This is a genomic window from Amycolatopsis thermophila (genome assembly GCF_030814215.1).
Lineage (GTDB): Bacteria > Actinomycetota > Actinomycetes > Mycobacteriales > Pseudonocardiaceae > Amycolatopsis_E > Amycolatopsis_E thermophila.
The window spans coordinates 514,876-527,315 of sequence record NZ_JAUSUT010000001.1; the positions used below are offsets into that span (position 1 = coordinate 514,876).

Sequence of the window (12,440 nt, forward strand, 5' to 3'; positions counted from 1 at the left end):
TCACTCCGTCCGCCCAGCTCTGCTCACTGCCCCGCCCCTTCGTCTGTTCAGGCCCGCTCGGTCCATGCGACCGTGACGGTGGATCCCGCGCCCGCGGCGACGGTGAGCGGGCCGCGCAACACCAGGTCGCTGTCCTTCTGCACGCTCCACGTGATCGTCTGGGAGGGATGCAGGGTCGCGGCGCCGTCCACCGTGGTGACGGTCGATGCGGCCGAGGACACGTTGGTCAAGGTCACCGACTGCGCCAGTGGGTGTGCCGTGAGGTCCCAGGTACCGCCGTCGCTGATCTCCACGAGGCGCGCCTGCACCGCCGTCGCGGGCTGGGTCTGTGGGCACTGGACTGGCGCGACCGGCGTGTACTGGATCGACGGGTCGTCCTGGTAGGTCCACACCAGTTGCGGGGCGCTGCCGTCGCACGGCACCGACCACACCTCGGTGTAGGTGGTGTCGGCGTCGCCGTCTCCGTCGGTGTCGTCGCAGCGGCGCTGCTCAAACGTCGCCGCGACCGGGCACGGGGCGGGAACAGCGCTGCCGCTCCCGCTGCCGCAGGAACCGGCCTCGCCCTGCACCTGGTACGGCTGCCCGTCGAGAGTGGTGTCCGTCGTGGAGACGATGGCGCCGTTGCAGTCGCTGCACAGGTGCCGAAGGAACGGCACCGGGTCAGGGGTGCCGGTCTCGATCAGGCCGACGAACCGGAACGGCACCGCACCCGATCCGCCTGGGGTGAGGGTCAAGGTGGTCAGCCGCGGGTGGGAGAACCGCGACACCTGTTCCGGATCGTTGTTCGAGGCGCCAGCGCCACCGCACACGGTGCGCGTGCCCGCGTCGTAGGTGTGAGCCGGGTGGAGGGCTTCCACCACGGTGCCCTCGGGAAGCACCAGGCACGCGTTCGCGTTCAGCCGCACGGACCACGCGACCCGCACAGGCTGATCGAACGTCCACACCTGCGGGCCGGGCACGTCGACCGCCCACCACGGCTGGCCCACGACCGGGCTGGTAGCGCCTGTGGCGGTGTATCCGACGCCGTTGGCGAGAGTGCCCGTCGGGTTCCCGGATCCCGGCGGCACCTGCGCCGCGCCAGCGGGGCCCGGGGTGATGTCGCAGAGAACGACCGACCGGCAATCCAGGCACGAGTCCGCGGTGTTGGCGCTGCAGGAATCCCGGTGCGGCTGGCACTGGGCGACCGGCTCAACCGGCGTGTACGGGTTCCCGGCGAGGTCGGTGTCGGTGGTGGTGACCTGGCCGGTGGTGCAGTCACGAACAAAGGCACGGACGAACTGGTTCCCGCAACCCGGCGCGGTCACCGTGGCCGACACCGTGAAGTCGTGAATGGTCCACTGTTTCGGCGTCCCTTGCGACGTCTCCAGCCCAAGCACGACACGCACCTGGCCGGCGACAACGTCCGCGAGGGGCAGGGTCGCGGTGACCGAGTAGGTGTTCGTCTGCCCGACCGGGGTGCTCGAGCTGCCGTCGTACATGACGCTGGTGGCGCCGTTGTAGAGCTGCAGCCCGCCGTCGCTCCCGTCACCACCGTTCGGCCCGTCGAGCGTGGCCTGAACGCTCACCGTCAGCGTCACGTCGCCGTCGTTGCCACACTGCGGGCATCCGCCGACGAGGCTGAGATCGCCAGCAAGCCAGCAGAATCGCCACGCCGAAGTGGTGGGCGCCGGGAACACTGCGGTGCCCCCGTCGAACAGGGCCTGTGCGTCTGTCAGCGGGATAGCGGTGTTCGCGACGGTCCCGAGGAAGTACGGCGTCGGGTCAATCGCCGAGGCCGCGAACGCCGCGTCCTGGGGGGCGGAGTCGCACAACACGAGGGTGCTGGTCGACGGGCATTCGGGCCCGTCGCTGTCGCACAGCCCGATCTCGCCCGAAGCCGTGTACGCGTTGCCGTCCAGGGTGTAGTCGGTGTGGCTGACGATGGCGCCGTTTTCGTCGCGCCGGTAGTCCCGCACGAACTGGGTCACCGACCCGTCCGGGGCGGTGTCGCACAACACCGTCGCGTCCTGCGAGGGCTGCTCCGCGCCGGCTGGGCACACGGTCAGCTCGCCCTGGAGCGTGTAGGTGCCGCCGGTGCTGGCGTCAACCAGCCGCACCGAGTCGATCGATCCGTCCGCGGCGTACTGGTATTCGACCAGCACGAGCCCCAGCACGTCCTGGGTGGAGGGGTCGACGTCGCAGAAGGTGCCGGACACCTGGATGGACTGTGCGGAGCCGCAGGCGCGGGCGCCGGCCGGTGGCTGCCCGGCGGTGAACGCGCCGGTGAGCAGGTTGATCCATCCGGCCTGGGTGGTGACTCCGTCGCAGTCGCGGGTGGTGATGGTGGCGATCGGCGTGCCATCGGCCAGGCACAGCCCGGTGGTGGCGGCCGGGGTGGTCGGCGAGTCGCACGGGGCGATGTCGCCGCACGCGCCGACCGCACCGGCGGGGGTGTAGGGGTTCCCAGCGAGGGTGTAGTCCGCGAACCCGGTGACGGCGCCCGTGTCGTCGCGCTCGTAGTCGCGCACGAAGGCGGTGACCGTGCCGTCGGGGGCGGTGTCGCACAGCTGCACCAGCGACCGTCCGGCCGGTGGCACCGTGTCGCAGGCACCCAAGGTGCCCTGCAGTGTGTAGGGCCGGCCGTCCGGGGTGTAGAACGCGGCGCCAGTGATCTGGCCCGTGTCGTCGAACTCGTAGGCAACGACGACCGGGGCGAGGACAGCACCATCAGGGTTGAGGTCGCACCACGCCGCAACCTCCACCGGTTGCGTCTCCGCGGTCGCCGAGCACGGCAGGGCGGTTGCCGGTGGCGGCCCGGCGGTGAACGCGCCCGTGCCGAGGTCCAGCCATCCCGCGGTGGACACCGCGCCGGTGTCGTCGCGAACCGCAACCACCGCGATCGGTGTGCCGTCCGCGAGACAGAGCCCGGTCGCGGCGACGGGCCCGGCTTCGGCGGCCATGAGCTCGCCGTCGCCATCCGCACCGCAGCCGTCGTTCCCCTGGAAAGCCATGAGCGCTCTTTCGGTCCGTGTTCCCCCACACGAGGCCGCTCCCTAGCTTCCGGCTCGGATCCTACCTGGCCGTTATGGGCTGCTGGATCAAAACGGTTGCGACACTTTCGCCGTGTCTCGCATCCGGACGACCTGCGGCCGCGGTCCGGCCGGTGTGACGGCGAGTGCGTTGCAGGTCGCGGGGTCGATGCGGAGTGGCGGTTCGATACTTCCGTCGGTCCCGGTCATCGGTCATCTCCTCACGACGTCACGGGCAGCGCCACGTAGCGCAACACGTTCCACGGGATCTTGATCAGGTTGATGGCGTGCGGGGCGAACTCGTCCGGGAACCACCACCACATGTTGCGCATCCACAGGGTCTGGCCCGGGTTCACCAGCTGGGAGTAGGTGGGGCCCTTGAACGTCCACGCGAAGTCGTTGATCGACCCGGCCGGCATCAGCCCGTGGTGGTTGGTGCGCAGGTAGGCGTGATCATCGGACGGGCGGACCGCGGCGGGGTCGCCCGCGGTGGACAGGGCCATGGTGATGCCGAAGTTCCAGTCGTTGCCCGGCGCCATCCGGGTGTAGACGTGCGGCCCCTCGGTCCAGCACCACACCCGCCGCGGCTGGCAGGTGTCGTTGGTGTAGGCGAGCATCGTGGTCGTCAGCCACAGCCAGTCGTCCGGCACGCCGACGGGGTTCACCACCCACCCGCCGACCCGGCTGGTGCCCTGGTCGGAGCCGACAGCGTTCCAGTCCAGCGCAAGCGAACCCTGGTCGACCTTGAGCCCGCAGTCGTCAACGCAGATCCGTGGCATCGGCCTGCACCTCCAGGTTGATCTCGTCGTCCGGCAGTGGCGTCGACGGCGGCTCCGGAGTCGGCTCCGGTTCAGGCTCGGTGGATGGCGGGTCCGCCAGGTCCAGGCCGGGGATGAGCACCTCCAGCAGCTCCGGCGGGATCCCGAGGTCCACCACCTTCTGCGCGAGCTGCTTGCGGGCGGCGTCGGCTTCGGCCTGGTACTTGGCCAGCGCTTCGTTGGACTGTCGCTCGACGACGAGGTTGGCCTGGTGGTGGGCTTCCATCCCGGCCCGGTACACGGGCTCGTCGATGATCTCGGCCCCGTAGGGGAGGGTGACCGGCTTGTCGTCCGGCTGTGTCATAGAGGCGTAGAACGCGCGCCCAAGCGCGTCCAGCCCGCGGTAGTAGATCGTGGCCACGTCCTGCCCCCTCAGTGGTTCGGCCCGAGATACGTCACCGAGAGCCGGGTCGCTCGGTTGTCGCTGATCGTCGAGCGGATGCCGCCAGACACTTGGTTCGCGATCACCCGGACCCGCTGCCCCGCGGCCAGCTCCAGCGGCTCGCCGAAGGTGATGCCGGGGTTGAGATCAGCGGTGGGGAATTCGGCGAGCGCCGTGCCGGACAGCCGCACCGGCGGGGTGGTCGTGTCGCCGATGTAGGAGAACAGCCGCCGCACCGCCACCTGCGCGGTGATGCGCCAGAACACGTGGAAGTCGTAGATCCCCGCGTAGGGGGCTTCGAAGAAGTCCACGCCGCCCGCGCCGATGGTGCCCGGGTAGTTGTAGGCCGCGTGCCAGATCAGCGGCGTCTCCTGCCCGTTCTGCAGCTGTTGCGGCGCGGTCTGGTACAGCTGCATGAACCGCAGCGGTTGGATCGCGTTCGCGCCGAGCACGTAGAGGCCGCCGTCGTCGCCCTGCTGCAGCGCGTTCCCGGCCTGCGCGGAGATTCGAGCGTCCGCGGACACGACGTAGTTCCCGGCCGGCGCTTCGTTGACGTGCATGTCGATGGTGCCGGTGTCCAGCTCCGACACCGTGGTCTTCACCCCGGGCGCGAGGGCGAGCGCGTACGGCGACGTTGCGGTGCCCGACCCGGACACGGTGATGTCCGGGGTGGAGGTGAACGCGCAGAAGCACTCCCCGGCCTGCTCGTTACCGCACCCGCATGGTGATGTCATGCTGTCCCCCCAGCCTGTGGTTCGGCCAGAACCACGGTCGTGCCGGACGCGGCGTGCACGGCCACGATCCGGCCCTGTTCGTCCTGCTTGATCCCCCATCCGCCGACCCGAACCGAGGCGGCGTTCTCCAGCGCCTCCAAGCGGTCGCGGATCTCGCGGAACATCTCCTCCGGCGTGCGTGGCCGGTTGCTAGGCGAGTACGCCACTGATCGCCTCCACGCTCGTCTCGAGGTTGGCCAGCCCGACTGACACGGTTTCGCCGCCGCCGTCCTCGTCTGTCTCCTCCACGACGGTGAGTCGGTCGAGCACCATGTCCTGGTAAACCTGGTAACAGGTGGCCTCTGTCCACACCGGAAGCACGACGCCGGGCACCAGTTCGCGGATCGTCACCGGGGCGGTGTCGGACAGGCGGGCCTCGTTCCCGAAGGAGATGTAGAGCGGCGGAGGCATCCCCATCTCCACCTGCCTGCGGGCGACCTCCAAGGCGGTCGTCTGGTCGGCGATGGTCGAGTCGTTGATCACGCGCTCGATCAGCCCGTAGTAGGGGTCGGTGCCGCCGTATTCGGCGCGGATGCCGTCTTTGCCGAGCACGATCGCCCGCGACACTGCGGCGTTGCCGTCGTGGGTGACCTTCAACCCGTTGAGGAAGTCCTTGTCCTGCAACAAGTCCGTCTTGCCCAACGGCTGGGGGCCCCAGAGGATGAGCCGCTTCCCGAGGAACGTGACGTTGAGCGCCGACCCCGTCATCTGCCGCAGCGACGCACCCACGCTCGATTGGTAGGCGTGGAACTCCCGCTCGGTGTGCACCTCGGTGGGGTAGATCAACGGGGCGGACAGGATCCCGGTCTCGTCCCCGGCGCCGTCCGGGTGGTTGAGCCCGGCCTTTATCAGGGTCAGTGCGGCGGCGGTCACCTCGTCGGAGACTGTCATGTCGGCGCGGGGGTAGCGCACGTCCAGCCAGGCCCACCCGTCCTCGGCGTACAGGGTGGCGACGTCGGACTCGGCGTCGATCGGCACGATGGGGCCCTGCCACACCGGCTCGTAGGGGCCGCCCTCGGTGCGGTAGATCACCAGCTCGTGTCGCCACGGCCGCACGTTCGTCAACTCGTCACAGCAGGCCCCGGACGGCACCCGAACCTCCGCGTGGGAGGTGTTGTTGCGGACCCGGGTCCACTCCACCCGCAGCGGCTTCGCGACCTCCAGCACCTTGTGCCCGGTGTCCCGGTCCACCACGATCGCCTTGTGCTTCCCGCACCCGAGCGCCATCACATCTCCCGCGTGACGGTCTCGAGCGACAGGGTGGCCAGCGGCGAGAACGACTCGACGTCCATGTCCGCGCAGACCGTGTAGTGCATCCCGCATTGCAACTGGATGTGCTGCGCCGGGCCGCCGCCGTCGCCGAACAGCACCGTGTCCCCGCGGGTGTTGACCCCGCCGGGGCACAGCATCCGCGCGCTGCTGGTGGTGCCGTCGATCACCAGCGTCGAGTCCGGCGGCACGTACTCCACGTAGTAGGTGCCGCAGGCCCGGCACTCGTCCAGCTCCTCCGCCGGGAGCTGCCGCGGGTTCTGGTAGACGGTGATGGACAGGTTCCGGATCGGGTCGTCGCCTGCGTAGAGCCGCATCCGCAGCGCGGACACGAACTGCGGGGCGAGCGCGGTGGCGGGGATGTCGGCGCACTGCCGCACCACGTACAGCGGGATGCACACGCACCCGGTCGTCGCCGACGGCACCCGCGGTGGCGGTGGGGGTGGCGGGCAGAGCGGGTTCGCGGTGCACCCGCGCAGCGGCGAGTTGACGCCGGGGATGCAGTCGGGGTTGTCCGGGTCGCAGTCTCCGGAGGTGTCCCAGATGATGTTGCACAGCTGTGTGTCGGGGTCCGGCTCGGGCCACACCAGCTCGTCGATCACCGTGATGGGCTGCCGCCAAAACGCCGGGTCGGCGGAGATCTGGAACGTCACCTGGAACGCCGGCCGCGTCTTGCCCTCGCACACCGCGTCCGGCAGCGGGGCGCGCCCGATGACCTCCGGCGCGGTGATCAGCTGCGCGTTCTTGAGCGTCCGCAGCTGCCGCTGCACGTCGTCGGCGTCGTCCGGGCAGCACCGCAACAGGCACAGGTCGGCGCCTTCACAGGAGGCGCAGCCGAGGAGGCGGGCGGTGAGCCACCGCAGCCCCCAGTCTGCCGAGCACATGTCGGTGGCGAACAGCCATCCGGTGACGGTGAGCACGCGGTCCCTGTGGCGTCGTGGGGGCACGATCGCCCCGTCCCCGAGCCGCTGCACCGGGGAGATGTTGAACGCGCCGTTGTGGAGCCCGTCGATGGTTTCGATCCACAGCCCGCCGAACCCGGCGGACTCCGGCTCGTTCGGGTCGTACCACGGTGCCGGGTCGGCGGCCGGCGTGGTGTAGGGCTGGTGCCCCAGGGCTTCGGCGAACCCGGGGCACGCGCACCCGTTCAGCGACCGGGACAGGCCGGGCTGCATGTAAGCCTCGACGCGGGCGTTGTTCCCGATCTCCAGGCCGCCCAGGCTGAAATAGGTCTCCAGCATCCCGCCCCCTCAGAACCTCGACACGATCGACCGCCACCGCGCGTCCACGGCCGCCGCGGTGGCGCGCGCGTCGTGCGCCTCGGTGATGTGGAAGACCGGGCTGTTCGTCGTCACCCGCGACACCCCTCCGGCCGCTGGTGCCGCGCTGCTCGCCTGGTACAGCGGTGGGATGCCGTCCAGCACCCCGGCGCGCCCGTAACCGCCCAGTGGGGCACCGCCCGCGACTCCGCGGAGGAACCGTTCGATGGCGTTCGCGTCGAACACCCCGCCCTGCCCGTAGAACTGGTCGGCGAGGACATCGTTGAACTGCTTGGCCAGCGCGCTCGCGCCGCGGAACGAGAAGTCCTCGAAGAACGTGGCCCCGCTGGTGAGCGCGGTCAGCATCTCCTGCGCAGCCTGCTGCATTGGTGACGTCTTCGCCGCCCGAGTCGCCGCCTCGCCCACGGACGCGGCGACCTGCTCGGCAGCCCGCACTACCGCGCCCTGCCGGTTCTCCATGCCGACGATCAGGCCGTCCATCACGAACTGCCCGATGCGGATGAACACCTTGGACGGCGACGCCACCTGCAGCACACCAGCGGCGGCAGCCGCGACCGCCGCCGCCGCGGCCCGAGCCTTGGCCGCCGCATAGGCCGCCCGAGCCTCGATACCGGCGGCGAGACCGTCCATCAACGCCGCACCGACACCCCGCAGGTTGATCCCGTTGAACGCGCCCGCGATCCCGGAACCCACCCCGCGGGCGGCGGCGATCACCTCAGCCCCCTTGGCCTGGGTGGTGGACACCATGCCCGCCCAGCCAGCGAGGTTCGCGCCCTGCATCTGGGCGAGACCGGACCCGACCGCGCCGACCATCCCGCCGAATCCACCCGCCACCGCGCCCTGCATCTGCGCAAGCCCGGACCCGACCGTGCCGACCATTCCGGCGACCCCAGCTCCGACGGTGCCCTGCATTTGCGCGACACCCGCACCGACGGTGCCGTTGATGCCCATCCAGGCGCCGAGCGTGCCGGCCTGCATCTGCGCCCACCCGGCCAGCGCGGAGGCCGCCACGCCAGCGATCCCGGCGCCAACCGTGACGCCGAGTGCGGTGATCCCCGTGGACACTGCGGCGGTCGTTTCGGCCCAGCTGAACAGGGCGTCATCCCGCAACCCGGTCCACCCGGCGAGCGCCTTTTCACGCACGCCGACGAAGCCGATGTCGGCGATGCTCCGGAGGTTCGCGACGCCGGACCCGACCGCGTCACCGATCTGCATCCAGGAACCGAGGGTGTCTTGGTGGATGTTGCCCCACCCCTGGTCGAAGACGCCCCGCACACCCTCGAGGCCCTGCCCGATGGTCGTCTTCCACCGACCCACGGCGTCGTCGATGCCCTTGTTGAAGTCGCCGAATATCAGGCTCTCAAGGTTGGAACCGGTCAATCGGGAGATGAACTTGATCGGGTCCGAGTCGCCGGTGAAGATCTTCCCGAACTCTTTGCCTATGAGCCCGATGCCGTTGAGGGCGACCTCGATGCCGCCCGCATCCGACGACAGCCCCAGCTGTTTCAGGTCCTTCTCGCTGATGCCGAGGTTCTTGGCGCTGAACAGTTCGTCGGCGATCGATAACCCGACACCCGCCCACCCGGCGCCCTTGAGAACGCCGGTGAGGGTGCGGGCCCACCGCTTGCCGCCGCTGGCGACCTTCCGGTCGCCGCTGTCGAACGCGGCCCCAAGCCCCGCGCTGAACGACTTGCCGAGGCTCTTGCCGAGGTCGAGCAACCCGAACTTCTTCAGCACGGCGTAGGCGATCGCGGCTTTCGCGGTGACCTCAACCAGCCCGGAGGGCAGGATGTCGATCAGCTTCGCCGCCCAGCCGACCACCGTGCCGATCGCGGAGGCGATGTCCCCGAACGCGGACGCGATCGCGGGAAGCTTCGGGCCGACCGCGGCGAGAAGGTCACCGAGCCCGTTGATCAGGTCCCGCAGCCCCTGCTGCACCTCCGGGCTGGACACCGCATCCGCCAGGCCCTGCGCGAAGGTCTGGATGTCGGGGGCGATCTCCCGCAGCGAGTCGGCGAGGGTCCGGATCACCGGCTGCAGCGCTGGGAACAGCGTCTCGGCGAGGTTCGCCACGATCGGCGCGATCGCCCCGAGCGCCTGCACCAGCTCCCCGACCACAGGCAGCAGCGCCGCCGTGATGCGCTGCATCGCGTCGAAGAAGCTCATCAGCGACTTCTGGCCCTGCGCGCTCTCGGTCCATGCCCGGAACTGCTCCGCAACACCTTGGAGGGTGTTGAGCAGCCCGCCGCCCTGCTGGTTCGCGATCTTGAACACGTTCCCGAGCCCGACGGCGAAGTCCCGCACGGTGACGCCGAGTTCCCGCAGCGTGTCGAGCGAGGCGGTGAAGAACTTGTCCAGCTCACCGGTGGCGGCGGCGTTGCGGATGAAGTCGGCGAACCGCTCGGAGAGCCGCGACACCCCGGCGGCCATGTCTGGCAGGAACTTGGACCCGACCTCGGAGATGTCCAGGAACGCCGACAGTGCCGGCTTCACCGCGGGCACCAGGTTGTGAGTCGAGTCGATCAGGTTCTCGACCAGGTTCTTCGTCTGCCCCAGCACCTCGGAGTCGTTGGCGAACCGCAACGCCTCCTTCGCGGCGGCGTTCAAGTTGTCCGCGGTCGCGCCGAACAGCCGGTTCGCGACCGGCAGGTACCGCGCCGCGAGACGGGACACGCTGTTCGCGAGCCCGTCGAACAGCCGTTGTTGCACGCCGAGCTGCATCCGGTCGAACGCGGGCTTCGCCCCGGCGACCGCACGCACGAACGCTTGCGCCGACGGGGCCAGCTCCTTCATGGCCTCGTTCAGCGCCTTCGCGTCGCCCTCGGCGACCGCGCCCAACGCGTCCTCGAGCCCCTGCGTGCCGAGCTTGATCGTCCCGACGACCGACTGGACGCCGAGCAGCGCGGCGGGTAGCAGACCGGCCGCGCCGGCTGCCTGTCCCAGCGCCGCGCCGAGCGCGACCACGCCGCCGGTCAGGGAAGTCACCCCTGCCACCGCGGCACCAGCGCCAGCACCGACCAGGGTGAGCTTCGCTCCCGTGGTGACCACACTGGTGAGCGCGGACCCGGCGTTGCGGGCGACGGTGGTGAGCGCGGACAGGTCCCGCTCGACATCGCGCACACCGCGGGCGTCCGCGTCGACCTGCAACCGCAACAGGTTGCCGCGCGCAGTCAGGCCCTGGATACGGTTCTGGGCGCGCCGGATGTCGGCGTCGACGTCGATCTCCGCGGTCTCCCGCTGGGCGCGCAGGCTGCGCAACCGGGCCTCGTACTTGCGGATGTCGGCGTCGACCTCGATCGAGGTGCCGCGCTGCCCCTCCAACTCCGCCAGCTTCTTCTGGACCCGGGAAATGTCGGCGTCGATGTCCAACCGGGCGGTGCCGCGCTGCTGCACCAGCTCCGCGATCTCCCGCTGCGCCTTCCGCACGTCGGCGTCGACCGACAGCAGCGATTCCACCCGCGTGGCGCGCTCCACCTGCTCCCGCGCCTGGGCCAGCGAGGATTCATCGACGGAGACACCGACCTCGGCCTGCACAGCGCGCATCCGGCCGCGCATCCCGACGCGGAACCGGTCTGCCCACTTACGGCCGGCACGGTCGCCGGACTGGCCGAAGGAATCCTCGAAGTCCTCGCCCGCCCGTTCGGCCGGGCGACGCAAGGCACGGCGAAGCCGAGGCTCGATGTCGGCGACGTTCAGCTCGACATCGACCTCGACGGACCCGAGATTCGGGCTCGTCACAACCCAGCCCCCCCAGCTGGTTCCCCCGCCGATAACTGTATCGGCTCGGTGCGCAACAGTTGCGCTACTGCGTCACGCGCGCGGCGCGCGACCCCCCAACATCGAGTTGCCCTGCCCCATCGCCGCGAGGAACGCGGCACCATCGGACTCCGCGCCGGCCCAAAAGTCGTCCCGCCTGTCCCCCGCGGTCTCGATGGGCAACGGCTTGTTCAACGCGGATTCGAGCTTGAACCGGTCCTTTTCCTCGACCGCGGTGGACATCAGCAGCGCGTGCACCACGTTGAGGGCCCGGTCCAACGGCACCTCCAGCAGATCGATCCCCTTCGGGAGCAGGGTGCCGTCGAGCTGGTCCCACTCCCGCGCGATCACGCCTATGAGGCGGATCGCGACCCGGTAGGGCGGCCGGTGAGCTGTTCCACAGCCCACATCAGCGGCTCGTTCAGGTCCTTGAATCGGATCTCGCCCTGCGTCAACCGGGCCATGAGCCGGTTGTAGGTGTCCTCGGTGAACACCGCCTTCATCTGCGCGACCATCGCCTTGATGAGGTCACCGGCCTTGCCGCTGTCGTCGGCCTCGATGAACTCCATGGACAGCGCCACCAACGCGTCCTCCGGGAGGTTCGCGTTGACGTGGTAGGTCTCGCTGTCCCCCTCGAACAGCTTGAACGGGATCGGCTTGCGGTTGCCCTTCTTCCGCCCGGCCGCAACCGCGAACGTCTTCACCCCTGCCATGTGGTTCCCCCCTCGTTGTAGCGCTAGTACTTCGTTGGCACGCCGGTGGATTTCCCCGTCACCAGCTGCACGGCCCTGGTCAGGAACGGCCTCCCCTTCGCCGGACCGACCCGTTTCCGGAACACCATCGGCCCGCCCCGCTTCCGCCAGGCCAGCACCTTCCCCGGCTTGGCCTCAAACCCGCGCCGCCCCTGGTGCGCCCAGAACGCGTGCCGGGCGTAGAACCCGATCCGCACCGCCATCCGCGGAAACCCGGGGCGCATCGTGACGTCCCCGGACTGCCGCAGGCGTCCGGTGTCGACCGGGGCAAGCTGGACCGCGGTGGAGTGCACCGCGACCCCGATGCGCCGCATCTGCCGGTACGTCGTGGTGCTCGGGTTGGTGCCCAGCTGCCGCAACCCGGCCTGGTTGATCGTGATCCGCCGTACCCTCGCCACACTC

The 12,440-nt window shown here is 70.0% G+C and carries 11 protein-coding genes; all 11 read right to left on the reverse strand.

All coding sequences use genetic code 11. The features are described 5' to 3' along the window. Positions 1-47 precede the first annotated feature (47 nt). Positions 48-2,990, reverse strand: a complete 2,943-nt coding sequence (locus FB470_RS02410; protein ID WP_306988360.1) for a hypothetical protein — start codon at positions 2,988-2,990, stop codon at positions 48-50. Positions 2,991-3,229: 239 nt separating this feature from the next. After that, complete coding sequence (locus FB470_RS02415; protein ID WP_306988361.1) at positions 3,230-3,787, reverse strand: hypothetical protein; 558 nt, start codon at positions 3,785-3,787, stop codon at positions 3,230-3,232. After that, positions 3,768-4,187 carry a hypothetical protein gene (locus FB470_RS02420; RefSeq protein WP_306988362.1) on the reverse strand — a complete coding sequence of 140 codons (420 nt, stop codon included), beginning with the start codon at positions 4,185-4,187 and terminating at the stop codon, positions 3,768-3,770. Before FB470_RS02420 ends, FB470_RS02415 begins: the two co-directional genes overlap by 20 nt. Before the next feature lie 11 nt (positions 4,188-4,198). Next, a complete protein-coding gene (locus tag FB470_RS02425) occupies positions 4,199-4,942 on the reverse strand; it encodes a hypothetical protein (RefSeq protein WP_306988363.1) in 744 nt (247 codons plus the stop codon). Further along, a complete protein-coding gene (locus tag FB470_RS02430) occupies positions 4,939-5,148 on the reverse strand; it encodes a hypothetical protein (RefSeq protein ID WP_306988365.1) in 210 nt (69 codons plus the stop codon). Before FB470_RS02430 ends, FB470_RS02425 begins: the two co-directional genes overlap by 4 nt. Next, a complete protein-coding gene (locus FB470_RS02435; protein ID WP_306988367.1) occupies positions 5,132-6,208 on the reverse strand; it encodes a hypothetical protein in 1,077 nt (358 codons plus the stop codon). The genes FB470_RS02430 and FB470_RS02435 overlap by 17 nt, the downstream gene beginning before the upstream one ends. Further along, entirely contained in the window at positions 6,208-7,491 is a 1,284-nt protein-coding gene (locus FB470_RS02440) for a hypothetical protein (RefSeq protein ID WP_306988368.1), read from the reverse strand. Before FB470_RS02440 ends, FB470_RS02435 begins: the two co-directional genes overlap by 1 nt. Before the next feature lie 9 nt (positions 7,492-7,500). Beyond that, positions 7,501-11,268, reverse strand: a complete 3,768-nt coding sequence (locus tag FB470_RS02445; protein WP_306988369.1) for a phage tail family protein — start codon at positions 11,266-11,268, stop codon at positions 7,501-7,503. Positions 11,269-11,340: 72 nt separating this feature from the next. Next, a complete protein-coding gene (locus tag FB470_RS02450; RefSeq protein ID WP_306988371.1) occupies positions 11,341-11,637 on the reverse strand; it encodes a hypothetical protein in 297 nt (98 codons plus the stop codon). A 2-nt stretch (positions 11,638-11,639) separates the two neighbouring features. Then, entirely contained in the window at positions 11,640-11,999 is a 360-nt protein-coding gene (locus tag FB470_RS02455) for a hypothetical protein (RefSeq protein WP_306988372.1), read from the reverse strand. Between the two features lie 23 nt (positions 12,000-12,022). Next, entirely contained in the window at positions 12,023-12,436 is a 414-nt protein-coding gene (locus FB470_RS02460; protein ID WP_306988373.1) for a hypothetical protein, read from the reverse strand. Positions 12,437-12,440 lie beyond the last annotated feature (4 nt).